Consider the following 25,684-nt stretch of genomic DNA (forward strand, 5'->3'; position numbering starts at 1 on the left):
ACTGGGAGGGCCGACGCTAGCCGTCTCCGGCCCGGATCGGGCCGAGGCTCAGCCGAGGTCGGGGATGCGCCAGTCGATCGGCTCGTGGCCCTGGGCCGCCACGGCCTCATTGATCTGCGTGAAGGGGTGCGACCCGAAGAACTTCTTCGCCGACAGGGGCGAGGGGTGGGCGCCCTTCACCACGACGTGCCGCTCCTCGTCGATGAGGGGCAGCTTCTTCTGCGCGTAGTTGCCCCACAGGACGAAGACGGCCGGGTCGGGGCGCGAGGCGACGGCGGTGATCACCGCGTCCGTGAACTTCTCCCAGCCCTTGCCCTTGTGCGAGTTCGCCTCGCCGGAGCGGACGGTCAGCACCGCGTTGAGCAGGAGGACGCCCTGCTCGGCCCACGGCATCAGATAGCCGTTGTCCGGGATGGGCAGGCCGAGCTCGGCGTTCATCTCCTTGTAGATGTTCCGCAGGGAGGGCGGGGTCTTCACGCCGGGGCGGACGGAGAAGCAGAGGCCGTGGCCCTGGCCCTCGCCGTGGTAGGGGTCCTGACCGAGGATCAGGACCTTCACCTTGTCGTAGGGGGTGGCGTCGAGGGCGGCGAACACCTCGTCCTTCGGGGGGAAGACCGGTCCCTTGGCGCGCTCCTCCTCGACGAACTCGGTGAGCTGGGCGAAGTACGGCTTCTGCAGTTCCTCGCCGAGGACACCCCGCCAGGACTCGGGCAGCATGTTGGTGTCGGTCACGGTCAACAACCTCCGGTGGACGTTCCTGTCTACGCCCCAGAACCTACCGGGGGCCACTGACAGTGGCCCCCGCAGGTCTTCGCGACCGTGTCCGGTCCCCGTCCGTCCGGGTCCGCTACCAGCTGGCCCGGCGGTGCAGCTCCCAGAGCTGCATGACCGTCTGCGGGTCGAGGGCGCGCTCGCCGCCGCCGATGTCCTCGCGGGCCGCGATGTAGAGCTTGCCCTGCCACAGGGGCAGCAGGCGGACGTCCTGGACCATGATCTCCTGGGCCGCCACGAACTCGTCCGTGACGGTCCCGCGGTCGCTCTGGCGGCGGGACTTCGGGAGGAGCTCGTCGGTGATCCGGGGGCTCAGGTAGGGCGTGCCGAGGACGTTCTCCTTGCCCACGAAGGGCGCGACGAAGTTGTCCGGGTCCGGGAAGTCGGGGAACCAGCCGCGGCCGAAGACCGGGTACTCGCCCTTCTGGTAGGCCGCCTGGAACTCCGTCCAGGGCTTGCCGTTCAGGGTGACCTCGAAGAGCCCGGACTCCTCCAGCTGCCGCTTGAGCTCGGCGAACTCGGCGGCCGTCGAGGAGCCGTAGCGGTCCGTGGTGTACCAGAAGCTCAGCTTGACGGGCTCGTCGATGCCGGCCTCGCGGAGGATCTTGGTGGCCTTCTCGACGCTCGGCGTGCCGAAGCGGTCGAAGAACTTGGTGGTGTGGGTCGCGATGCCCTTGGGCACCATGGAGTACAGGGGTTCGGCGGTGCCCTGGTAGACCCGGTTGACCAGTTCGTCGCGGTCGACGAGCTGGGCGATGGCCTTGCGGACGGGGAGCTTGGCGACCGAGGAGTCCTGGGTGTTGAAGACGAGGTAGCGGATGTCGGCGCCGGTGGACTCGACGAGCTGGAGGCCCTTGTTCTCGGGCTTGTCGTCCTGGAGGGAGATGACCTCCTCGGCGGTGAGGCCGCGGTAGGTGGCGTCGATCTCCTTGTTCCGGAGGGCCGTGACCATCGCCTCGGACTCCTTGAAGTACTTGATGGTCACCCCCCCGTTCTTGAGGTGCGCGAAGCCCTTGTAGGTCGGGTTCTTCGTCAGCTCCGCCGTCTTTTCCTCGGTGTACCCGTCGAGGACGTACGGTCCCGAGCCGCTGACCTTGCCGTCCTTGGAGCGGAGGCGGTCGGCCGGATAGTCGGCCGGGTCCACGATGGACATGGCGGGGGTGGCGAGGACGAACGGGAAGGTGGCGTCCGGCTTGTTGAGGCGGAAGACGATCGTGCGGTCGCCGACGGTCTCGATCTTGTCGAGGGAGCCGAGCATCCCGTTGGGGCCGCCCTTGTGGTTGATCGTGCGGATGCGCTCGATCGAGTACTGCACGGCCTTGGCGTCCAGCTTGTGCCCGTTGGAGAACGTGAGGCCGTCGATGAGCTTGCACTCGAAGACCCGGCTGGCGGTGTCCGTGAACTTGCAGTCGGCGGCGTCCGACTGCGGCGTCGTGCTGCCCGTGGGGAAACTCACCAGAGTCTGGAACACATTCCGGAAGAGTTCCCAGGCATTGTCCCAGGACGCGGCTGGATCAAGCGTGGAGGGAGAACTCGTCGTGCCGATCACGAGCCTCTGATCCCCGGGGGATTCGCTGTCCGAAAAGACACCGCATCCGGTCACCAGGGATATGGACACAAGGGCTGCAGCCGCCTGCAGACTGGTCCGGTTGAACACGTGCACGCTCCTCGTTCAGCCATGGGTCGGCCGACGATACCGCAGCACCCCGTCAGGTCAATGTTCGAGCCTGACGGGGCACTTGAGGCATTCGATGCAGAACCGGGCCCAATCCGGACACGAATTCCGGAAAGTGTCCGGTTATCGGTCACCCGACTCCGGCGTTCAGGAAAATCCCGCCGTCGACGACGAGCGTCTGGCCGGTGATCCACTCCGACTGGGAGGAGGTGAGGAAGGCGGCGGCGCCGCCGATGTCCTCCGGCTCGCCGAGCCGGCCGAGCGGATAGGAGGCGGCCGCCTCCGCCTCGCGGCCCTCGTAGAGCGCCTGCGCGAATTTGGTCTTGACAACGGCCGGGGCAATCGCATTGACCCGCACGACCGGCGCGAATTCGTGCGCCAGCTGAAGGGTCAGATTGACCATCGCGGCCTTGCTGATTCCGTACGCCCCGATGAAAGGCGAGGCGGATACGCCGGCGATCGAGGCGATGTTCACGATCGCCCCGCCGTTCCGCTTCTGCCAGGCGTGCCAGGTCCGCTGGGCGAAGCCGAGCGCGGAGACCACATTGGTCTCGAAGACCTTGCGGGCCACATTGAGGTCCAGGTCCGCGATGGGGCCGAAGACCGGATTCGTACCGGCGTTGTTGATCAGGAAGTCCACCCGGCCGAAACCGTCCATCGCCGCCTCGACGGCGGTGGCCTGGTGGGCCTCGTCGTGGGCCTTGCCGGGGACGCCGATCGCCCGGTCGGCGCCGAGCCGCTCGACGGCCTCCTTGAGGGCCTCCTCGCCGCGCCCGGTGATGACGACCCGGTCGCCGCGGGCGACCAGCGCCTCGGCGATGCCGTAGCCGATGCCCCGGCTCGCCCCGGTGACCAGGGCGACCCTGCCGGACGGCTCCGGCTGCTGCTTGGTGCTCATGTCCGTCTCCTCCTGCTCCTGTGGCTGCCGGTCGTCAGTTGAGCGGGCCGCCGGCCACGTACATGACCTGGCCGGAGACGAAGCCGGCGTCGTCGCCCGTGAAGAACGCGATCGCGTTGGCGACGTCCTCGGGGCGGCCGACCCGCTGGACCGGGATCATGGAGGCGGCGGCGGCCTGGAAGTCCTCGAAGCCCATGCCGACGCGCTCGGCGGTCTGCGCGGTCATCTCGGTGACGATGAAGCCGGGGGCGACGGCGTTGGCGGTGACGCCGAACTTGCCGAGCTCCTTGGCGAGGGTCTTGGTGAGGCCCTGGAGACCGGCCTTGACGGCGGAGTAGTTGGCCTGGCCGCGGTTGCCGAGCGCCGAGGAGGAGGAGAGGGAGACGATCCGGCCGAAGCCCGCGTCCACCATGTGCTTCTGACAGGCCTTCGCCATCAGGAAGGCACCCTTCAGGTGCACGTTCACGACGAGGTCCCAGTCCGACTCGGACATCTTGAAGAGCAGGTTGTCGCGGAGCACGCCCGCGTTGTTGACGAGGATCGTCGGCGCCCCGAGCTCGGCGGCGACGCGCGCGACGGCGGCCTCCACCTGGGCGCCGTCGGAGACGTCGCAGCCGACCGCGAGGGCGGTGCCGCCCGCGGCGGTGATCTTCTCGACGGTGTCCTTGCAGGCCGCCTCGTCGAGGTCGAGTACGGCGACGGCGCGGCCCTCGGCCGCGAGGCGGAGCGCGGTGGCCGCGCCGATGCCCCGTGCGGCACCCGTGACGACGGCTACGCGCTGCTCGGTGGTGGACATGCTTGGTTCTCCTCGCCCTTGGATCGTCCCTGGTGGCGGCCGGACCGTCGCCCGCTCCTGCGTCCCGCACATGAGCGACCGCTTAGTATCGTCCGCAGACGAGACGCTAGAAGCCCTGGCACCCGGTGTCAACGGCCCACCGGGTGCACCTGGTCACGCTCCGTCCGGGGGCGGACGCTCAGCGCACGAGGAGATCGAGCAGGCGTTCCACCTCGGCCTCGGGGTCGGCGGTGAGGCCGGTGTGCACGGGCCCCGGCTGCACGACCGTGGAGCGCGGCGCGATCAGCCAGCGGAAGCGGCGCCCCGCGTCGTCGCGCGCGGCCTGACCGGCCGCGTCCCCGCCGAGGCAGACCCCCTCGACGGCGCGGAGGGCCGCCCGTACCCCGGTCACGTCGGCCGCCGGGTCGAGCACCGTCAGCTTGGCCTCGTCCAGGTGCGTGCGGGCGGCCACGAAGGAGCGGGCGCGGCAGTAGACGACCACGCCCGCGTTGAAGCACTCGCCGCGCTCGACCCGCGGCACCACGCGCAGCAGCGCGTACTCGAAGACGTCACGGTCGCTCACGTGGTGCCGTCCTTCTGGGTGGCCTTCTCGGTGGCCTTCTGGGTGGCGTGCGGCCGGGGCGCGAGGCGCTCGGCGAGCCAGCCGGGCGGCTGCTGGGGCCGGTTCTCGGTGCGCGGTCCGAGCGTGATCCGCTCGTGGATGGTGGCGGCGCGGGGCAGCAGCGCCTCGACGTAGGCGGCGCGCACCTCGTCCGGGCCCGAGAAGCCGGGCTCGTCCACCAGCCACTCGTCGGGCACGTCGGCGGCGACCTCGTCGAGGAGCTCGCGCGTGACGAGCGGCGCGAGCTCGGCGGCCGCGGCGGCGACGTCGGGGGCGAAGGGGGCGAGCGCGTGGTCGGAGGCGTCGTACGGTTTGGCGGCGGACGCCTGGGCGCCCTTCCAGTTGTGGTGCCAGATCATGGTGGCGCCGTGGTCGATGAGCCACAGGTCGCCGTGCCAGACGAGCATGTTCGGGTTGCGCCAGGACCGGTCGACGTTGTTGATCACGGCGTCGAACCAGACGACCCGGCCCGCCTCCGCCGGGTCCACCTCGTACGCCAGCGGGTCGAAGCCCAGCGACCCGGGCAGGAAGTCCATGCCCAGGTTGAGCCCGCCGCTCGCCTTGAGCAGCTCCTGCACCTCCTGGTCGGGCTCGGAGAGCCCGATGACCGGGTCGAGCTGGATGGCGACGAGCTCGGGCACCCGCAGCCCGAGCCGGCGGGCCAGCTGCCCGCAGATCACCTCGGCGACCAGGGTCTTGCGGCCCTGCCCCGCGCCGGTGAACTTCATCACGTACGTGCCGAGGTCGTCGGCCTCGACGATCCCGGGGAGCGAGCCGCCTTCACGCAGGGGCGTGACGTAGCGGGTCGCTGTCACTTCTGTCAGCATTTCCCCAGGTTAACCGCCTGAACGAGCCGGGCGGCCCGGATTTCCGGGCCGCCCGGCCGTGACGGCGCGGGCCGCGTCACCAGCGGGACGGCGCCGGAGGTGCGACGACCGGTGGGCGGTCGTCGCAGGTGAGGGTGTTGGGCAGGAGCCAGGGGGCGAGCCAGCCGCCGTCGTTGCCGCCGAGGTCGGTCAGGGCGAACTCCGAGCCCGTGGCGGGGAAGTTGAAGGAGCCGCAGTTGTTGACCCCGACGGCCCCGACGTTGCGGGCGTCGACGTTCTCGAAGGTGGCGGAGCCCTTCACCCGGGCGCTGAGGACGGAGTTGCCGGTGCCGTCGACGCGGACGTCCTTGAAGTGGACGGCCGGGACGTCCACCCGGTCCTTCACCCCGTACTCGCTGACCAGCATGATCGCGTTGTGGGTCGAGTCGAGGTAGTGGTCGCCGGTGACCCGGACGTCGGCGTCGATGCTCCGGTCCAGGGCATAGAACCAGATGGCGCCGAGGCCGATCCTCCAGTTGAGGTCGAGGGTGCCGGCGCGGACCGTGGTGTTGCCGGTGAAGCGGAGGGTGCCGGTGAAGGGCTCGGCGCCGAAGCGGGACCCGGCGTGCAGGCCGCTGCCCTCCCGTACGGGGTCGGCGACGAGGTTGCCGCTGACGGTGTTGTCCTCGCCGCCGTAGATCGCGATGCCGTTGGCGAGGGTCGGGGACTGCACGGTGTTGCGGGAGAAGGTGTTGCGCGCGTCGGCGGTCGTGTCCGACCACATGGCCAGGCCGTCGTCGCCGGTGTTGCGGACGAAGTTGTTGTGGACGAGGGAGTCGGTGACGCCGGTGTGGAAGTTGAGGGCGTCGGCGATCTGGTCGGTGATGACGTTGTTCGTGACCCTCACGTTCGACATCGGGCCGTCGAACCACAGGCCGACCTTGGTGCGGTGCAGGTGGAGGCCGTCGATCGTGGAGTCGCTCATGGCGCCGCCGATGGCGTTGACCTGGTCGGTGTCGATCCGCTCGCGGACGTCGCCCTCGATCGCGAAGCCGCGCAGGTGCACGTCGCGGCTGCCGCCCTCGGCGGCGCTCCTGCCGTAGAGGCCGACGCCGGTGTGGCGGGATCCGTCGGGCGCGGGTTCGGCCAGGGCGACCTGGCGGCCCTTGAGGACCGTGTGCCAGTTGCCCGCGCCGACGATCGTGACGTCGTCGACGACGATGTGCCGGTCGACCCGGAAGGTGCCCGGCGGCAGGTACACGGGCCGGCCGACGCGGCGGGCGAAGGCGATGGCGCGCTCGACGGCGGGGGCCGCGTCCCGGCGGCCGGTGGGGTCGGCGCCGAAGGCCAGGACGTTCACGCCGCCGCGCTCCACGTGCGGCGGGGCGACCAGTTCGGTGTCGAGGAGGTCGATCACGGTCCAGGCGGCGGGGCTGCCGGCCGGGACGGTGAGGCGGATCCGGTCGCCGGCCCGGTACGTACGGCCGAGGAGGAGGCGCTGCTCGTCGTAGAAGTGGGTGGGCCGGAAGGGCTTGGCGATCTCCGGGGCCGGCGTGGTGGCCGCCGGGACGCAGGCGCACTCGGTGATCCACCAGTCGGGGTGGAGCAGGTCGGCGCGCGGGTCGTTGGTGAAGGGGTACTGGTTGTAGAGCCAGGAGTACTGGGAGGTCAGCGTCATCGTCGTGCGGTGGCGTCCGTCGACGGCGACGTCGAGCGGGGCGGTGATGCCGCCGCCCCCGGGCGCGTCGGGGATGCTGTAGCGGACGGTGAGGGCGTTGGCGGCCCGCGGCAGGACGAACTCGACGTGCTGCCCGGCGGTCAGCCGTACGGCGGAGCGCCCCGAGGCCTCGGAGGGAAGCGTGTACGGGGTGCGGTCCGGTCCGATGACCGTGCCGGTGGTGGCGGCGTTCTCCGCCTCCTGCTCGTCGAAGGCCACGGTGGCGCCGCGGCCGGCGACGAGGTCGGGGGCGAGGGCGGCCCGGGTGACCACGGGCCCCCGGGCGGCCGGCCCCCGGCTCCCGGTCCCCGCCGCGGCCACGCCGTCGAGGAGCACGCTCGTGCTCAGTGCGAGGGCGGCGATCGCCAGGGCGGCTCTTCGGCCGCCGCGCGCGCCGCGTCCTGATCGGCTCGGACTCATGTCGGGCTCACTTCTGTCGGAGGTGACACGGATCTGTCGGGGGTGACGCGGAGGTGACGCGGACGTCGTCCGGGCGCGGGGCCCGGGCCGTGGGAGCCGGGAGCCCGGTGCGCGTCCCCGTGGCCGGGGGCGCGCACCGGGCGTTCCGCCGCGGGCGGCGCGGTCAGGTGCGCAGCCAGACGGCGGTGTCCGGGGGGAGGGAGCCGTCCGCCGGCAGCGGCTCGCTGGCCAGCAGGACGCCGGTGTGCGCCGGGAGGTCGACGGGCGCGCCGGAGAGGTTCACCACGCACTGGAGGTCCTCCGCGCGGGCGAAGGCCAGGACCCCCTCGGGCGACGGCAGCCACCGCATGGGCCCGTCCCCGAACGCGGCCTCGGCCCTGCGCAGTTCCAGCGCCGTGCGGTAGAGGACGAGCATCGAGCCCGGGTCGGCGGCCTGCCGGTCGACGGCGTAGCGGCCCCAGCCGTCCGGCTGCGGCAGCCAGGGGTCCGTACCGGCGCCGAATCCGTACGAGGGGGCGTCGGCCTCCCAGGGGAGGGGGACGCGGCAGCCGTCGCGGCCGGGGTCGGTGCCGCCGGAGCGGAAGTGCATGGGGTCCTGGATGCGGTCCAGGGGGATGTCGGCCTCGGGCAGGCCCAGTTCCTCGCCCTGGTACAGGTAGACCGAGCCGGGCAGGGCGAGGGTGAGCAGGGCGGCCGCGCGGGCCCTGCGGGTGCCGAGCTCCGGGTCGGTGGGGGTGCCGAAGCGCTTCTCGGCGAAGTCGAAGCCGGTGTTCGCGCGGCCGTAGCGGGTGGCGGTGCGGGTGACGTCGTGGTTGCAGAGCACCCAGGTGGCGGGGGCGTGGACGGGGGCGTGCTCGGCGAGGGTGTCGTCGATGGTGCGGCGCAGCCGGTCGGGGTCCCAGGGGCAGGCGAGGAAGTTGAAGTTGAAGGCGGTGTGCAGTTCGTCGGGGCGCAGGTAGCGGGCGAAGCGCTCGGCGTCGGGCAGCCAGACCTCGCCGACGAAGACGCCGCCGTACTCGTCCGCGACGGCCCGCCAGGAGCGGTAGACGTCGTGGATCTCGTCGAGGTCGATGTACGGATGGGGGTCGACGCCCTCGGTGAAGTCGCGGAGGTCGGGGTCCTTGGTGAGGAGGGCGGCGGAGTCGATGCGGACGCCGGCGACGCCGCGCGCGAACCAGAAGCGCAGGATGTCCTCGTGCTCGCGGCGGACGTCGGGGTGGGCCCAGTTGAGGTCGGGCTGTTCCGGGGTGAAGAGGTGGAGGTACCACTCGCCGTCGGGGACTCGGGTCCAGGTGTTCCCGGAGAACTGCGAGGGCCAGTCGTTGGGCGGGAGTTCGCCGTTCTCGCCGCGGCCGGGGCGGAAGTGGAAGCGTTCCCGTTCGGGGCTGCCGGGGCCGGCGGCGAGGGCCTCGCGGAACCAGGCGTGCTGGTCGGAGACGTGGTTGGGGACGATGTCGACGATGACGCGCAGGCCCAGTTCGGCGGCTTCGGCGATGAGCTTCTCGGCCTCGTCGAGGGTGCCGAAGGCCGGGTCGACGGCCCGGTAGTCGGCGACGTCGTAGCCGCCGTCCACCATCGGGGAGGCGTACCAGGGGGTGAACCAGAGGGCGTCGACGCCGAGTTCGGCGAGGTAGGGCAGTCTCGCCCGGACGCCCGCGAGGTCCCCGGTGCCGTCGCCGTCGCCGTCGGCGAAGCTGCGCGGGTAGACCTGGTAGATGACGGCGTCGCGCCACCAGTCGTCGGTGCGGGGCGGATGAGGGGCTGCCACGGGACGGTCCTTTCGGGCAGGGTGGTTCTTCGCCGCCGGCCCGGACAGCGGGGCGGCGGAGGGGCCGGCGGCGAAGGCTTATGGGGTGCGGGCTCGTGACGGGGCGGGGGTGCGGGCCTGTTCAGCCCTTGAGGCCGCCGGCGGTGAGGCCGCTCATGATGTTCCGCTGGAAGACCAGGAAGATCAGCAGCGTGGGGAGGGAGGCGATGGTGAGCGCGGCGATCAGCACGTTCACCGGGACGCCGTTGGAGAGCGAGTAGATGCCGACGTTGAGCGTCTGCTTGGACGGGTCGGGCAGGGTGAGCATGGGCCAGAGGAAGTCCTTCCACACCCCCACGACCGCGAAGATCGACACGACGCCGAGGATGGGCCGGGAGATCGGCAGGACGATCGACCACAGGACCCGCAGGGGCGAGGCCCCGTCCATCGAGGCGGCGTCGAGCAGTTCCTTGGGGATGGAGTCGAAGAACCGCTTCAGCAGGAAGATGTTGAAGGCGTTGGTGACGGCCGGGAGCCAGATGGCCCACGGCGTGTTGAGCAGGTTGCGCTCGACGACGGGCACGTCGAGCACGGTGAGGTACTGGGGGACGACGAGGACGGTCGCCGGGATCATCAGGGTGGCGAGCATCATGCCGAGGATCGCCTTGCCGAAGACGGGCCGCAGCTTGGAGAGGGAGTAGGCGGCGGCGACGTCGAGGACGAGCTGGAAGGCGAGGGCGCCGAAGGCGTAGTAGAGGGTGTTGAAGAGGAGGGTGGCGAGGTCCATGACCTCCCAGGCCCGGGTGTAGTTCCCGGGTTCGAAGGAGCCCGGGACCAGGGTGGGCGGGGTCTGGATGACCTCCTGGGCGTCCTTGAAGCCGCTGGACACGAGCCAGTAGAGGGGGCCGAGGAAGACCAGGGTGAAGAGGAGGACGACGGCGGTGAAGACGGTCCAGTAGAGGACCTTGCCGCGGGGCCTGGCGAGGACGGCCGGCGAGATGAGCGTGCGTGTGGACATGGCTGGGTCTCCGGTCCTATTCGTCCTCGGCGCGGCTGAGCTTGACGTACACCGCCGAGAAACCGGCGAGCAGTACGAGCAGGAGCAGGCCGAGCGCCGCCGCGGCACCGTAGTTGTTGAAGTTGAAGGCGTACTGGTAGATGAGGTAGACGACGGTGGTGGTCGAGCCCTCGGGGCCCGCGCCGCCGGTGAGCAGGAACGGCTCCACGAAGACCTGCATCGTGGCGATGACCTGCATGAGCGCCATCAGCGACAGGATGAGGCGGGTCTGCGGGATGGTGACGTGCCAGATCTTGCGCAGCAGGCCGGCGCCGTCGAGCTCGGCGGCCTCGTACAGCTCGCCGGGGATGGACTGGAGCGAGGCGAGGTAGATCAGGGTCGCGCCGCCCATGTTCATCCAGGTGGAGGCGACGACGACGGCGAGCATCGAGAGGTCGGGGTCCTGGAGCCACTGCTGCTCGGGCAGTCCGACCGAGGTGAACAGTTCGTTGAGGAGTCCGTAGCCGGGGTCGTAGAGGTACTTGAAGAGGAGGACCGAGGCGACCGGCGGCAGCATGACGGGCAGGTAGACGAGGAGCCGGAGGTAGCCCTGGCCGTGGTGGAACTCGTTGACGACCACCGCGACGAGGAAGGGCACCGCGAAGCCGAGGACCAGCGCGAGCACGGTGAACAGGGCGGTGTTGCCCCACGCCTGCCAGAAGGCCGGGTCGTTGACGACCGTGTTCAGGTTGTCGAGGCCGACCCAGGTGGTGCGGCCGCCCTCGGTCTTCTGGAAGGCGAGGAAGAACTCCCGCACCATCGGGTACCAGGAGAAGACGCCGAAGCACAGCACCGCGCCGATGAGGAAGCCGTGGGCGGTCAGGTTGCGCCGTAGGCCCCGGGCGAACCGGCCGGCGGCCGGTGCGGGAGCCGCCGCTCGGGGCGGGGCGGGGCGGGGGGCGTCCGCCTTGCTCGGGGTCAGGCTGGGGGCCGACATCGTCTCTCCTCGGTGCTGTCTGCCGGTTTCGGGGCCCGGTGGTGTCGGGCGTACGGGCGGGCCGGTCGACGGGGACCGGCCCGTGGGCGGGGCGGGCTTCCGCCGCCCCGCCCGGACCCGCTCACTGGGTGGCGAGGACCTGGTTGACCTGCGCCTCGGCGGTGGAGAGGAGCTTGTCGACGTCGGCGTCCTTGTTGGTGAGGACGGCGGACATGACGTTGTCGAGGACCTTGTAGACCTCCTGCGCCTTCGGCGGCTCGTTCTTGCCGGCGACCGGGTTGTCCATGAAGGCCTTGAAGTTCTCGACCGGCATGGTGGCGTGCTGGAGGCGGGCGGCGTCGTCCTTGGTCTTGGACTCGTTCAGCCAGAAGTTGGGCTGCGGGATGCCGACCGGGAGGCCGTCGGCCTTGGTGCGGGCCCAGTCGAACTGGCCCTTGCCGACGGTGAGGTTCTTGAAGTTCAGCCAGGCGACCGCGGCCTTGATCTTGTCGCCGGATATGCCCTTCTTGATCATGTAGTCGTTGCCGCCCGCGAGCGTGTTCTTGCCGCCGGGGATCGGGCCCATGCCGAAGTTCTCGTACTTGGCGCCGAGCTGCTGGACCATGTAGGCGATGTCGTCGGGGGCGGCGAGGAACATGCCGAGCTTGTCGGTGGCGATCTGCTTCTGGAGGTCGCCCCACTTGAGCAGCTGGGTCTTGCCCATGGAGTCGTCCTCCCAGCGCATGGCGTGGAGGTTCTTCACGACCTGGCGGCCCAGGTCGGTGTTGAACGCGGCCTTCTTGCCGCTCGCGTCCACGACGTCGCCGCCGAGGCTGTACATCTGCGCGGTGAAGTGCCAGCCGCCGGTGTTGCCCGCGCTGTACTCGCCGAAGCCGGCGACGCCCCCGCCCAGGCCGGCGATCTTCTTGGCGGCGGTGCGGACCTCGTCCCAGGTGCGCGGCGGGGCGTCCGGGTTCAGGCCGGCGTCCTTGAAGAGCTTGCGGTTGATCAGCAGGCCCATGGTGTAGTTGCTGGTGGGCAGGCCGTAGAGCTTGCCGTCCTGCTTGAGCGAGGCGAGGACGTTCGGGTCGATGTCCTTCAGCGCCGGGACGGTCTTGTCGTTGACGTACGCCGTGATGTCCGCGGCGCCGTCGTTGTCGAGGACCTGCGGCAGGTCGGTGAAGTACGTGTAGAACACGTCCGGCTGCGACTTGGCCTTGAGCATCGCGGTGAAGCGCGGGGGCTCCAGGCACTGGCCGGGGGTGGAGCGGCCCTCGATGGTGACGTTCGGGTACGTCTTGTTGAACTCGGCGACGTCCTCCTTCCACTCCTTGAGCTCGGCCGCCTTCGCCGTGGGCGGCATGCAGTCGATCGTGAGCGTCACCTTGGTCTTCGGGTCCAGCGGCGTCGTCGGGTCGGACGAACCGTTCTGCTGGGATCCGTCGCTGTTGTCGTCGCCGCTGCTGCTCGTGCCGCAGGCGGCGAGCGCGGTCAGCGACAGGGCGGAGACGAGGGTGATCGCGGCGGCACGACGGCTGCGACGGAACCGGGCAGTTCTCATGAGTGGACCCCTTCGGGCATGAACGAGGAGGAGCGGTGCGTGGAGTGGAGGTCACCCCGTCGCCGATGGCGTGGCGGGGTGCGGCACACTCAATCACCACCAACAAGTGAACGCAATATCTCGCGCTGATTTCGCAATTGCACGACAGTCAGGCGTAATCGAAACGTGACCGACACGTACCTGGTCGACAGGGAGCAGGGCCGGACGGAGGCGCGCCGGGGCGCGCCGGAGCGTCCCGCGGCGTCGCGGCCGGCCCGGGTCCCTTCCGGGGCCCGGGCCGGCCTCCGTCACCTCCGGGAGACGGCGGGAAGCGGGTGGATCACGGGTTGACGTTGATCTTGAAGGTGGTGGTGTTGTTGCGGATGTCGACGGCGTTGCCGTTCATCCGCAGTCCGTTGAAGGTCACCTCGCCGACGGCGGGGCCCTGCCCCGACTCGGGCATCTCGTTGGCCCAGAGGCCGAAGCCGGACTTGGCGTCCCAGGCGTCGCCGCTCTTGCGGGCCCCGGTGATGGAGATGTCCGTGAGGACGGTGTCCTTGATCGGGAACTGCGGCTGTCCGCCCACGTAGTTCGTCTGGAACATGATGCCGCTGTAGGTGGGGTCGACGATGTCGACGCTGTTCACCCGGATGCCCTGGAACACCTTGGAGGCGGAGAAGAGCCATATCCCGGGGAAGGTCTGGTTGCCCCAGAAGTGGCCGCCCGCCCGGACGATCGAGATGTTCTCGAAGGTCGTGGGCTCGGTGCCGAAGCCGTTCATGGCGTAGCCGAAGTCCAGCGAGGAGATGGTGACGCCGGAGTAGACCAGGGTGTCGGCGATGTGGATGTTGCGGAAGGTGTTGCTGTAGCCGCCGTAGACGGCGAGGCCCGCGGCCCGCCAGGTGAGCGTGCTGGTCAGGTTCTCGTAGACGTTGTTCTTCATGTCGGCGCCGCCGGCGTCGATCGCGGAGAACAGCGCGAAGCTGTCGTCACCGGTGGCCCGGGCGTCGTTGTTGACGACGTGGTTGTCCGTGGAGCCGTTGGTCATGTTGACGCCGTCGGCGAACATGTTGCGGATCCGGGAGTTCTTGATGGTGATCCGGTCCGCGTTGGCGCCCCAGTAGAGGCACACCATGTGCTCGTTCCAGATGTCGTCGATCACGATGTCGGTGACGTTGGCGAAGTCGAAGACCTTGCCGGGGCCGTCGATGCGCGAGGTGTAGTTGCCGAAGTAGGCGAAGCCCTTGAACAGCGAGCCCTTGGCCGCCGCCTCGGCGCGGAAGCCGACGTCGGTGTTGTCCTGGGTCGAGGGCGCGTGGAACTTCGTGTACCAGGGGCCGGCGCCGACCACCTGGACGGGCTTGCCGTACACCTGGAACTTGTTCGACGTCTGGTAGTCGCCGGGCGGCAGGTAGACGCCGGTGAGCTTGCCGGTGGTGTCCATGCGGACCCGGTCGAGGGCGTTCTGGACGTCCTGGTGGGTGAAGCCGGCCGGGACGGCGTACGCGGCCGGGTCCGGGTTGGCGACCGGGGCGACCTGCTCCAGGTCGACGAAGTCGATCGCGTAGTACGCGGCGGTGTTGGCGGCGTCCTTCTGGAGCCGGATCCTGCTGCCGGCCTGGACCGTCTCGCCGAGGAGCAGGTGCGCCTCGTCGTAGATGTGGCGCGGGGCGCCGGAGCCCGGGGAGTTGCCGGGGGAGATCTCGGAGCCGTACAGCCAGGCGTACTTCGAGGTCAGCGGGAGCGCCTTCTTGAAGACGCCGTCCACGTAGACGTTGATCGTGGAGTCGATGCCGCCGCCGCCCGGGGCGTCCGGGATCGAGAAGCGGGTGACCAGGGTGTTGGTGGCGGCGCGGGCGGTGAACTCGACGTACTCCCCCGTCGCGTCCAGGTGGACGGCCTTGCGGCCGGAGGCCTCGCCCGCGATGTCGCCGACGGTGCGGTTGGGCCCGGCGACGGTGGCGCCGCCGCCGACGGTGCCGTCCTCCGCCTCGTACGTGGTGTACGGCATGTTCGCGCCGCGTCCGACGAAGAGGGGCTGGGATGCGGTGTTGTTGGCGCGCTTGACCGGCAGCTCGCCGGCGTCGTCGGCGAGGACCGTCCGCACCGTGTACGAGCCGTTGGCGGCGGTCCACGGGCCGAGGGTCACCACGGTCGAGGCACCGGCGGCGAGGCTGCCGCCGTACGAGCCGGTCAGGGTCTTCACCGTGGCGCCCTGCTTGTCGAGCAGGTTCAGGGTGACGCCGTGGGTGCCCGCCGAGGTGGCCTGGTTGCCCTGGTTCCGCACCGTCGCCCGGAAGGAGACGGTGTCGCCGGCGGACGGGCTGGACGGGGTGGTCGTGACCCCGGTGGTGACCACGTCGGGGCTGCTGACCGGCTTGACCACGAGCGGGGTGGGGCTGGTGAGGGTGTTGTTGGACTCGTTCTGCTCGATGACCGCGTTCGCCTCGTCGGCGACCGCGCTCAGCTCGTACGAGCCGGCCTCCCGGGCGCCGATGGAGGCGCTGACGGTGGTCTGCGCCCCGGCGGCGAGGGCGCCGACCTGGGCGGTGGCGACCTTGGTGCCGCCCAGGCGCAGCGCGACGGCGCTGGCCGGAGCGGCCGCCGGGCCGCTGTTGCGGACGGTGGCGCCGACCGTGATCTGGTCCGACTCGACGGGGGCGGCCGGCGTGGTGGTCAGGCCGGTCACCTCCAGGTCCGGGTTGGGCGCGGGCACGCCGATCACCTGGAACTCGGCGAGCTGGCCCGCCGAGGAGCCGGTGTTGGCGGTGAACCTGAGCTGGACGTCGGCGACGCGGGCGGTGACCGGGACGGTCACGGTGTTCCCGCCGGCCGGGTCGAAAGCGTAGCTCTTCGCGGCGACCAGGCTCGTGAAGCCGGAGGCGCTCTGCTCGCGTCCGAGGACCTCGACGGTCTGGTTGCGCGCGGCCCAGGCGGTGGCCGGGTCGAGCTTGAGGACGAGCCGGTCGAGGTCGGCGTTGGAGCCGAGCTTGACGGTGAGGGTGTTCGGGTAGCTGCCGCCCGCGCCCTCCCAGTAGGTGGCGGTGTTGTTGTCGTTGGCGTTCGCCGCGACGAAGCTGTGGACGGTGGAGGAGGCGCTGATCGGCTTGCCGACGGCGAGGTTGGAGCCCGTGGAGCCGCTGCCGTTGCGGGTGACGGTGTTGCTGTTGACCGACTGGTTGCCCGCCGCGTCCTTGGCCCGGACGTGGTACGTCACCGTCTGGTTGACCGGGCGGCTGTCGGTGTACGTGGTGACGTTGCCCGCCACGCTCGTCAGGAGCGTGTTGTTCGCGTAGACGTCGTACCCGGTGACGCCGGTGTTGTCCGAGGAGGCGCCCCAGGTCAGCTTCACCTGGCCGGAGGTCGCCTCCGTGAACGCCAGGTTCGCCGGGGCCGTCGGGGCCTGCGTGTCCCCGGTGTCGCCCTGGCGGGTGACGGCGTTGCTGTTGGCGGACTGGTTGCCCGCCGCGTCCTTGGCCCGGACGTGGTACGTCACCGTCTGGTTGGCCGGGCGGCTGTCGGTGTACGTGGTGACGTTGCCCGCCACGCTCGTCAGGAGCGTGTTGTTGGCGTAGATGTCGTACCCGGTGACGGCGGTGTTGTCCGTGGCGGCGGTCCAGGTGAGCCGCACCTGACCGGTCGCGGGCTCGGTGAACGCCAGGTTCGCCGGGGCCGTCGGCGCCTGGGTGTCCCCGGTGGCCGGGCCGTAGACCTCCAGCTCGGAGAGCTGGGCCGCCGGCTGCACGGTGTTCGCCGTGACCAGGACCCGGACGTACCGCGCGGTCGTCTCGCCGAACGGGATCGTCACCGAGTTCTGGCCGGAGGGGGCGAACTCGTACGCCTTCGAGGCCGTGAGGTCGGTGAAGTCCGTGCCGTTCGCGCTGCTCTGGACCTTCAGGGTCTGGCTGCGCGCGCCCCAGCCGTCGGGCAGCCGCAGCACGACCCGGTCGACGCGGACGGAGGAGCCGAGGTCGGCCCGCAGCCACTGGGGCAGCTCGTTGTTGCGGCTCTCCCAGTAGGTGGCCTTGTTGCCGTCGTTGGCGTTGCCCGCCGCGTACACCTCGGTGTGGCTGCTCGCGGTCAGGGTCCTGCCCGCGGCGAGGTTGGCGGAGGTGCCGTCGGCGGCGTGCACTTCGAGCTCGGAGAGCTGCGCCGCCTGCCAGCCGGTGTTGGCGGTGATGTCGACGCGCACGAAGCGGGCCTGGGCGGCCGGGAAGCCGACCGTGACGGTGTTGCCGGAGCCCGGGCTGAAGGTGTAGGTGGCCGAGCTCTTGAGGGTGGAGAAGCTGGTTCCGTCGGCGCTGCCCTGGACGGACAGCGTCTGGTTGCGGCTCTCCCAGCCCGCCGGGAGCTTCAGGACGACCTCGTCGACGCGGGTGCTCGTCCCGAGGTCGGTCTGCACCCACTGGGGCAGGCTCGACCCGGAGCTCTGCCAGTACGTGCCCTGGTTGCCGTCGGTGATGTTCGCGGCGCCGTACTCCGGCAGCGCGCTGCCGGCCGACGCGGGGTCGCCCAGCGCGATGTTGGGGCCTCCGGCGGCCTGGGCGGCCATGAGGGGACCTCCCAGCGCGAGGAGGCTCGTCGCGATCACGGCGCTCATGCCCCGTGATCGCCAGGTGTGCAGTCTCATCTGTCCTCGATCTCGGCCCCGCAGGCGGTGGCTGCGCGGCGCGGCTCGTCGGATGGAACTCCGGCTCGAATATGTCGTCGGTTTGCTGCGAGCGGTGAGAGAGTTGCAGACAATTGCCAAGGCGTCTACATCTCGCGGAGTCGGGCTTCCCGCGGCCCTCCGGGGCGTACGAGGGCACGCCGAAGGCCCCGCGCACGAGGGGCTACGGGGTTCGGGGGGAAGCACGGGAGGGGTGGGGGTCCGGTCACCGCCGTGGCCGGACCCCCTCGTCACGGCGCCCGGGGCGCCGCCGACGGCGTTACGGGTTGTTGATGACGAACTGGGATCCGGGCTCGACCAGGACGTTGCCCTGGGCCGAGTTGGTGATCGTCACGTTCGACAGGGTGGCGCTGCCGCGGGCGCCGCTCATCGCGAGGATGCCGGAGCCGTTGTTCGACTTGTCGATGCGGACGTTGGTGATCTTCACGTTCGGCATCTCGCCGCCGCCGGTCTTGAACTGGATGCCGTCGTAGGTCGAGTCGACGATGTCCGTGTCCTTGATGGTGACGCCCGGGATGGGCTGGCCCTGTGCGAACAGGGTGATGGCGCCGAACTCCTGGTCCTCGTTCCAGAACGCGCCGCCCGTGCGGTACAGGGCGTTGTTGGAGATGAGGGTCTGCCCGGAGAAGGGCAGCGGGTCGTGGTCGGTCGCCAGCATGATGCCGGGGTAGTTCATGGTGTCGGAGATGATGTTGTTCTCGATGGTGTTGCCGAATCCGCCGTAGACCGCGATGCCGTTGGCCCGCCAGGGCAGCTGGATCGTGTTGTTGCGGAAGTGGTTGTTGGAGCCGATGTCCACCGAGGTGTCCTTGACGTACTTGCTGGCCCAGACGGCCAGCGCGTCGTCGCCGTTGTTGCGGAAGGACGAGTTGAAGACGGTGGAGTTGCGGGTGCCGTTGGCGAAGTTGATGCCGTCGGCGTAGGTGTTGCGGATCCTCATGCCCGAGAACTCGACGCCGTCGCCCGGTCCCCACAGCTCGGGGATGTTGGTGTAGTCGCGGCCGGCCCAGACGCCGACGTTGGCGTGCTCGATCCAGACGTTGCTGATCTTGGTGTTCTTGCCGAAGCGGCCGTTGAGGCCGACGCCGCCCTCCTCGTTGGCGTTGTTGCCGCGGATGGTGCCGGAGCCGAAGATCGCGATGTCGGAGATCTGCGTGTTGTGGTCGATGTCGAAGCCGAAGTTGCCCTCGTGCGGGTGGTTGATGCCGCCCGCCTGGTGCGGCGGGGTGAGGGTGTAGAGCTGCGAGTGCCACATGCCGGCGCCGCGGATGGTCACGTCGCGGATGCCGACGGTGTTGTAGTTCCCCCGGTTCAGCGGGTCGTCGGTCAGGATCTTCTGCTCCTGGCGCCACTGGCCCGCCGGGATCCACACGCAGGAGATCTCGCCCTTCTGGTCGGCGGTCACCGCGCGCTGGATCGCGTCGGTGTCGTCGAGGCCGTCGTTGGGCACCGCGCCGTAGTTGGTGATCGAGACGCAGCCGGCCGGCTGGGCCGCGGGGGGCGCGACCTGCTCCAGGTCGATCAGGTCGACGACGTAGTAGGAGGCGGTGTCCCCCGCGTCCCGCTGGAGCCGGAACTTGGTGCCGGCCGGGTAGGACTGGGACAGCAGGGCGTTGGACTCGTCGAACAGGCGGCGGGCGTCGGCGCCCGGGGTGTTGCTGAGCCCCTCCGGGTCGTCGGTGGTGCCGTAGAGCCAGCTGTGCTTGGAGGAGAGCGTCAGCTTCCGTACGAACTGTCCGTCGGCGTAGAGGCTCAGCGTGGCTTCCCGTCCGCCGCCGCCGGGGGCGTCGGGGATCGAGTTGCGCACGACGATGGAGTTGGCGGCGTTGGTGGAGGTGAACTCCACGTACTGGCCGGTGGAGTCGAGCCGGACCGACTTGCGGCCGGAGGACTCGGTGGCGAAGTTGGTGTGGCCGAAGGTCCGCTTGGCGTCGGCGGTGAGCAGGGTGCCCTGGTAGCGGGCGTCCTCCGCCTCGTACTCCGTGTAGGGCACGGCGGCGCCGCGGCCGACGACCAGCGAGCGGCTGAAGACGTTGTTGTTCTCGTTGGTCTCGGCCACGATCGCGGTGGCGTCGGCCGTCGCGGTGAGGGTGACTCCCCCGCTCGCGGCGGTCCAGCTGCCGGATATCGGCACGGTGACCGACTGACCGGCGGCGACCGCCGGGGTGGCGCCGTTCAGGGTGGTGGTTCCCGCGGTGAGGCGGGTGACGGTGCCGGCGGCGACGCCGGTGGTGCCCCGGTTCTGGACCGTGGCGGTGAAGGAGACCTGCGCGCCGACCGCCGGGGAGGACGGGTTCGGGGTGATCGCGGTGACCGTGAGGTCGGGGCCGGGCGCCTGGCCGACGACCAGCTTGGTGGAACCGGTCCGGCTGTTGTTGGTGTCGTCCTGCTCCACGACGGTGTTCGCCGGGTCGACGACGGCGGACACGGTGTAGCTGCCCATCGCCTTCCTGCCGACGGGGATCCTGACGGTCGTGGAGGCGCCGGCGGCGAGCGCGCCGACCTGCGCGCTGCCCGCCACGGCGCCTTCGAGGCTGACGTCGACGGAGGTGGCCGGCGAGGCGGCGGTCCCGGCGTTGCGTACGGTGGCACTGACCTCGACGGGGTCCGTCTCCGAGGGGGAGGAGGGGGTCCACGCGAGGTCGGTGACGGTGAGGTCCGGGTTCGGGGCGGCGGCGCCCACCACTTCGAACTCGGCGACCTGGGCGCCGGGGGCGCCGGTGTTGGTGAAGAACTTGAGCTGTACGTCGGCGTACCGGCCGGTCACGGGAATGGTGATCGTGTTGTCGCCGGAGGACGGGCTGAACCGGTAGTCGGCGCGGGCCTTGAGGGTGGTGAAGCCGGACGCGGACTGCTCGCGTCCGAGGACCTCGACGGCCTGGGTGCGCGGACCCCACGCCTGGTCGGGGTTGAGCTTGATCCGGACCGCCTCGACGTCGGCGTTGGCACCGAGCTTGGCGGTCAGGGTCGCGGGGAAGCCGGCCGACTCCCAGTAGGTGCCGGTGTTCCCGTCGTTGGCGTTGGCGGCCACGTACGACTGGGTGACCGAGGAGGCCTCGATCGCCTTGCCGCGCGCCAGGTTGGTGCCGTTGGGCGGCGGGTCGACCGGACCGCCGCCGCCGTCCTCGCCGAAGATCTCCAGCTCGGACAACTGGGCCGCGTTCCAGCCGGTGTTGGCGGCCACCTGCACGCGGACGTAGCGGGCCGTGGTCGCGGTGACGGGGATGCTGACCGTGTTGGCGGCGGCCGGGTCGAAGGTGCGCGCCCCCGATCCGGAGAGCGCGGTGAAGGAGGATCCGTTCGTGCTGCCCAGCACGCTCAGCGTCTGGACGCGGGAGCCCCAGGAGGCGGGCAGCTTCAGCGCGACCCGGTCGATCTCGGTACTGGCCCCCAGGTCGACCTGCACCCACTGGGGGAACGACCCGTTGGGGCCCTCCCAGTAGGACGCCTGGCTTCCGTCGGTCACGTGGCCGGCGACGTAGCTTCCGTTCGTGCCGCCCGCGGTGGCGGGCTTGCCCAGGGCGAGGTTGGGGCCCTCGGCGGCGTGGGCGGGGGCGGGGAGCATCCCCACGCCCATCAGTCCCGCCATCACCGAGCCGACGATCACTCGCCGCCCGTGGTTTCTCAATCGCATGACGTCCTCTTGATTCCTCGTCCGGGCACCCGGCCGTGACCCGCTCCGGCCGGCGGCGCGCACGGCACCGGGGCGGTGGGACGGGGGTGGGGGGCGGATGCGCGGATGAACGATGACAGAGCCCTCGCACGACACCTTCCATGCCCAAGGCGGAACATTTGAGTGCCAGCAAGTGTTTTTGAGTAGTTCAGTCAATCTTTTGCGATTACCGGGTGACAGGTTTCCGGCAGGTCACGTCTTTGTCAACGGGGCTGACACAACTGGACCGTTGGAGGGCGGGCGGCCGACGTCGCCGGGCACGGCGAACGGGCACGACAAAGGGGCCAGACCGTCAGGTCTGGCCCCTGGGGGTCGTCCGCGGGGAGCGCGCCGGCGGACGGGCGGTGCGGATCAGGCGGTGGAGGGCGGCGCGGTCGAGCCCCGCACCACGAGCTCCGGCTCGAAGAGCAGCTCGCCGGGGTGCGCCTGCGTCCCCTGGATCTGGGCGCACAGGAGGTCGACGGCGGCCCGCCCCATCGCCTCGATCGGCTGCCGCACCGTCGACAGCGGCGGCTCGGTGCAGTTCATGAAGGCCGAATCGTCGAACCCGAGCACGGACACGTGGGTGGGAACGGTGAGTCCGCGCCTGCGGGCGGCCCTGATGGCGCCCAGGGCCAGGGGGTCGCTCGCGCAGATGACTCCGGTGACGCCCCGGTCCCACAGCCGGCCCGCTGCGGCCTGTCCGCCTTCGAGCGAGAACATGGAGCGCTCCACGAACTCCTCCGCCAGCTCCGTCCCCGCCGCCGCGGCGGCCGTCCGCGCGGCGGTCAGCTTCCGGCGCGAGGGGATGTGGTCCTCGGGGCCGAGGACCAGGCCGATGCGCTCGTGTCCCAGCGAGGAGAGGTGGCGCCAGGCCTGCTCCACCGCGGCGATGTCGTCACAGGAGACGCACGGGAAGTCGAGCTCCTCGATGGGGGCGTTGACGAGGACGACGGGGATGTTGCGCTCCGCCAGCTGCCGGTAGTGCTCGTGCGGCGCGTCGGCCTGCGCGAAGAGCCCTCCGGCGAAGATCACCCCGGAGACCTGCTGCTGGAGGAGGAGGTCGACATAATCGGCCTCCGAGACCCCGCCCTTGGTCTGCGTGCAGAGCACCGGCGTGAGGCCCTGCTGCGCGAGGGAACCGCCGATGACCTCGGCGAAGGCCGGGAAGATGGGGTTCTGCAGCTCCGGCAGGACCAGGCCCACCAGCCGGGCCCGCTCCCCGCGCAGTTGGGTGGGGCGCTCGTAGCCGAGGACGTCCAGCGCGCTGAGCACGGACTGGCGGGTGGCCTCCGAGACCCCCGGCTTGCCGTTGAGAACTCGGCTGACCGTGGCCTCGCTGACTCCCACTTTTTTCGCTACCAGAGCAAGTCGTCGCGTCACGAACGCAACTCTAGCGCAAAGGAAGTCGGGAAGTTACATGTTTCTTGCCATGATTGCGTCACGTACGTACGTCGTCCTGTTGGGTGCTCGCCCCTCCATACTGCCGCTCCTCGGGCTCCGCGACGCGGGTTCCGTCCCTTGGCCCGTCCCGGCGGTCGAACCGGCGGTCGAACCGGCGGTCGAACCGGCCGAGGAGCGCGGTCAGGAGGACGGCGGTCAGGGTGCCGGCGACGACGCCGCTGCCCAGGATCGTGCGGGCCCAGCCGGGGAAGCCGTCGTACAGGCCCGGGGTCAGGAGCGGCAGCAGGCCGGCCGCGAGGGCCAGGGCGGCGACCATGGTGCCCGTGCCGGTGCCCGAGAGTTCGGCGCGGCGGAGCATCTCGACGCCCATCACGGCGATCACCGCGTAGACGACGAGCGAGGAGCCGCCCACGACCGCCTCCGGGATGCCGGCGAGGGCGCGGGAGACGGGGGTCGCCAGGCCGACGCCGATCAGGAGCGCTCCGGCCCCTGCGGTGACGAAGCGGCTGCGGACCCCGGTGAGCCGGCCGATGCCGATGTTCTCGGCGCTGGTCACCATCAGGGACGTACCGAAGAGGCCGCCCACGAGGGAGACGAGCGCGTCGGCGCGGGCGACCCGGGGGACGTCCCTGCCGGGGTCGGGGGTCCGGCCGACGGTCTCGCTGTTCAGCACGGTCTGGCCGGTGATCTCGGCCAGGGTGGTGAGGCTGAAGACCAGCAGCGGGAGGGCGGCCAGGACGTCGAACACCGGTGTGCCGTACGGCAGGAGGGCGGGCAGCGAGAAGCCGCTGCCGGGCGCGGGCGCGAAGGTGCCGAGGCCGGTGACGACGGCGAGCAGGACGCCGGCCGCCATGCCGGTGAGGATCGCGGTCTGCCGCCAGACCCCGCGCAGCAGGACGTACGCGCCGACGGTGGCGGCGACGGTGAGGCCCGCGAGGAGCACGGCGCGGGGTTCGCCCTCGCCGTCGGGTCCGGTGACGAGCCGGGCGGCGACCCGGATCATCGCGATGCCGATGAGCAGCACGGTGACGCCCATGACGAGCGGCGGGAAGAGCCGGACCACGCGCACGTAGAGCGGGAGCACGGCGATGAGCAGGGCCGCCGCGAGGAGGACGGAACCGGCGGCGGTGGGCGTGCCGTGGTCCTGGGCGATCTGGAGGAAGAGGGCGGTGGCGGCGCCGCCGGGCAGCATGACGAACGGCAGCCGGGCGCCGATCCGCCACACGCCGAGGGACTGGAGCAGGGCGCCCGCCCCGCACAGGATCAGGACGGCGCTGAGCAGCGAGGCCGTCGTGCCGGGCGCGAGGCGCAGGGTCCCGGCGGTGAGGAAGACGGTGGAGACGGGCGCGGCGATCATCGCGAGGACGTGCTGCGCGGCGAGCGGCAGGAGCCGGCGCGCCGGGACGCGGGCGTCGACCGGGGCGGTGCCGGACTCGGCGGCCGGGGCGGGAGCAGCGGTCGGGTTCACGCGCCGGCCCCCAGCCACGGGATGTCGGCGGCCGCGTAGCGGTAGGCGCGGAAGACGGCGTTGGGCTCGGACGGGAAGAGGCCCCGGACCTCGCTCTCGCGGTATCCGGCGAAGTGCGGGACGACGTACTCCCAGCACAGGTAGCCGTCCTTCGTCACCTCGAAGAGCCGGCCGGACGGGGAGTCGGTGACGAGGGTGTTGCCGTTGGGGAGGCGCTGCGCGGAGCCCATGAACGGGGCGAAGAAGAACTCGCGGGCCGGGTCGTGGTACTCCCAGGCGATCGCGCCGCTCTCGCGGTCGATCTCGACGACGCGGGAGTACGGGACGTCGTGGTGCGGCCGGAAGACGCCGTTGTCGAAGACGAGGAACCGGCCGTCGTCGAGTTCGGTCGGGGCGTGCTGCTGGCTGGTGGTGCCGGGGGCGCTGCGCCACAGGATCTCGCCGGTCTCGCGGCTGATGACGACGACGGCGGAGACGCTGCGCAGGCTGGCGAGGACGTTGCCGTCGCGGAGCGGGGTGACGCTGTTGATCAGGGGCCAGTGCTCGCGGGCGTACGCCTCGTGCAGCGGGTACGCGTCGCGGTCGAGGTGCTCGGAGGCGCGCCAGGACCAGAGGAGTTCGCCGTCGGGTCCGATCTCGCGGATGGTGTCGGCCCAGACGGTGTCGCCGCCGGCCTCGGAGCCGGGCACTCCGCCGCGTACGGCCCCGGCGTCCTCGCCCCGGAGGGGTTCGAGGGCGGTGTAGAGGATGCGGCCGTCGTCGAGGTGGTGGGCGTCGTGGTGCTGGAGGGGGTCGCGGTGCTCGCGGAGCACCGTGCCGTCGGGGGCGGCGTGGAGCATGACGCCGCCCCGGTACTTGTGCCACATCGGGAACAGGGCGTCCTCGCCGGGCAGGACGCCGTTGTAGGCGAGGGTGCCGTCGGCGAGGAGGCGGGCGTGGCGGCCGGGGCGGTAGGGCAGGTCCCACCGGTGGACGGTCTCGCCGCGCAGGTCGACGAGGTACACCTCGCCGGTGCCGGTGAGCGGGGCGTAGAGGGTGTGGCCGTCGTAGGCGGCGGTCTCGTCCAGGGCGAGGAGACCGGTCGGTCGTCGGCGGCGGGAGTTCTGGTCGATCGCGGGCATGGCGGGGCTCCTGCGTTCCGGGTCGGCTGCGGGGCTCCTTCGTCAAACTTTCTTTGACTGGAGCAACTGGCTTTGAAACTAGAGGCGTCATGTGACAGGCGTGTGTCGGGCGTGCGAAACCGTGCCCGGATCCCGTCACGACCGCCGCGTAGGGTGCCGGGAGCAGCGAGGATCGCGGCGGGAACCGCCGGGCGGAGAGGGACGGGGACGACGATGGAGGCGAGGGCGCCGCGCGGCGGGGGCCGGGGAAGGGCCGGGGGGACGGGTGCGCCGACTGGCGGGAGCCGGGGGGTAGCCGGGGGGACGGACGCGCTGGACGGCGGAGCGCCGGAAGCGGCGGCGGGCGTATCGCGTGGCGAAGAGACGGAGGCCCCGGCGAGCCCGTCGCGCGGCGGGAGCCGGGAGGCAGCAGGAGGGACGGACGCG

Annotated in this window: 16 protein-coding genes; all 16 read right to left on the reverse strand. The window is 70.9% G+C overall.

The window, feature by feature from the left end; translation table 11 throughout:
• Positions 1–48 precede the first annotated feature (48 nt).
• Entirely contained in the window at positions 49–732 is a 684-nt protein-coding gene (gene ung, locus ACIQVI_RS22500; protein WP_351969157.1) for a uracil-DNA glycosylase, read from the reverse strand.
• Between the two features lie 115 nt (positions 733–847).
• Positions 848–2,428, reverse strand: a complete 1,581-nt coding sequence (locus ACIQVI_RS22505; RefSeq protein WP_351969158.1) for an ABC transporter substrate-binding protein — start codon at positions 2,426–2,428, stop codon at positions 848–850.
• Between the two features lie 148 nt (positions 2,429–2,576).
• A complete protein-coding gene (locus ACIQVI_RS22510; RefSeq protein WP_351969159.1) occupies positions 2,577–3,344 on the reverse strand; it encodes an SDR family oxidoreductase in 768 nt (255 codons plus the stop codon).
• A gap of 34 nt (positions 3,345–3,378) precedes the next feature.
• The gene (fabG, locus tag ACIQVI_RS22515; protein ID WP_403598530.1) at positions 3,379–4,140 is read right to left on the reverse strand and encodes a 3-oxoacyl-ACP reductase FabG; all 762 of its coding nucleotides are present in this window, start codon (positions 4,138–4,140) and stop codon (positions 3,379–3,381) included.
• 178 nt (positions 4,141–4,318) lie between these two features.
• Positions 4,319–4,702, reverse strand: coding sequence for a DUF3037 domain-containing protein (locus ACIQVI_RS22520; protein ID WP_030214460.1), 384 nt, complete (start codon positions 4,700–4,702; stop codon positions 4,319–4,321).
• On the reverse strand, positions 4,699–5,568 hold the full coding sequence (locus ACIQVI_RS22525) for a HipA family kinase (RefSeq protein ID WP_403598533.1): 870 nt from the start codon (positions 5,566–5,568) through the stop codon (positions 4,699–4,701). The genes ACIQVI_RS22520 and ACIQVI_RS22525 overlap by 4 nt, the downstream gene beginning before the upstream one ends.
• 76 nt (positions 5,569–5,644) lie before the next feature.
• Positions 5,645–7,684 carry a glycosyl hydrolase family 28-related protein gene (locus ACIQVI_RS22530; protein ID WP_403598536.1) on the reverse strand — a complete coding sequence of 680 codons (2,040 nt, stop codon included), beginning with the start codon at positions 7,682–7,684 and terminating at the stop codon, positions 5,645–5,647.
• A gap of 163 nt (positions 7,685–7,847) precedes the next feature.
• Entirely contained in the window at positions 7,848–9,452 is a 1,605-nt protein-coding gene (locus ACIQVI_RS22535) for a glycoside hydrolase family 13 protein (RefSeq protein WP_351970895.1), read from the reverse strand.
• 121 nt (positions 9,453–9,573) lie between these two features.
• A complete protein-coding gene (locus tag ACIQVI_RS22540) occupies positions 9,574–10,449 on the reverse strand; it encodes a carbohydrate ABC transporter permease (RefSeq protein ID WP_403598539.1) in 876 nt (291 codons plus the stop codon).
• Between the two features lie 16 nt (positions 10,450–10,465).
• Positions 10,466–11,425 (reverse strand): carbohydrate ABC transporter permease, encoded by a 960-nt coding sequence (locus tag ACIQVI_RS22545; protein WP_403598542.1) that lies wholly within the window; start codon positions 11,423–11,425, stop codon positions 10,466–10,468.
• Between the two features lie 121 nt (positions 11,426–11,546).
• On the reverse strand, positions 11,547–12,965 hold the full coding sequence (locus ACIQVI_RS22550) for an ABC transporter substrate-binding protein (protein WP_403598545.1): 1,419 nt from the start codon (positions 12,963–12,965) through the stop codon (positions 11,547–11,549).
• Between the two features lie 319 nt (positions 12,966–13,284).
• Positions 13,285–17,574 (reverse strand): discoidin domain-containing protein, encoded by a 4,290-nt coding sequence (locus tag ACIQVI_RS22555; RefSeq protein WP_403598548.1) that lies wholly within the window; start codon positions 17,572–17,574, stop codon positions 13,285–13,287.
• A gap of 298 nt (positions 17,575–17,872) precedes the next feature.
• Positions 17,873–21,202 carry a CARDB domain-containing protein gene (locus ACIQVI_RS22560; RefSeq protein WP_403598781.1) on the reverse strand — a complete coding sequence of 1,110 codons (3,330 nt, stop codon included), beginning with the start codon at positions 21,200–21,202 and terminating at the stop codon, positions 17,873–17,875.
• Positions 21,203–21,637: 435 nt separating this feature from the next.
• Complete coding sequence (locus ACIQVI_RS22565; RefSeq protein ID WP_351970889.1) at positions 21,638–22,648, reverse strand: LacI family DNA-binding transcriptional regulator; 1,011 nt, start codon at positions 22,646–22,648, stop codon at positions 21,638–21,640.
• Between the two features lie 58 nt (positions 22,649–22,706).
• On the reverse strand, positions 22,707–24,137 hold the full coding sequence (locus tag ACIQVI_RS22570; protein ID WP_403598552.1) for a uracil-xanthine permease family protein: 1,431 nt from the start codon (positions 24,135–24,137) through the stop codon (positions 22,707–22,709).
• On the reverse strand, positions 24,134–25,258 hold the full coding sequence (locus tag ACIQVI_RS22575) for an aryl-sulfate sulfotransferase (protein ID WP_403598555.1): 1,125 nt from the start codon (positions 25,256–25,258) through the stop codon (positions 24,134–24,136). The genes ACIQVI_RS22570 and ACIQVI_RS22575 overlap by 4 nt, the downstream gene beginning before the upstream one ends.
• Positions 25,259–25,684: the final 426 nt, after the last annotated feature.

The sequence above is a fragment of the Streptomyces sp. NPDC098101 genome (assembly GCF_044760185.1).
Lineage (GTDB): Bacteria > Actinomycetota > Actinomycetes > Streptomycetales > Streptomycetaceae > Streptomyces.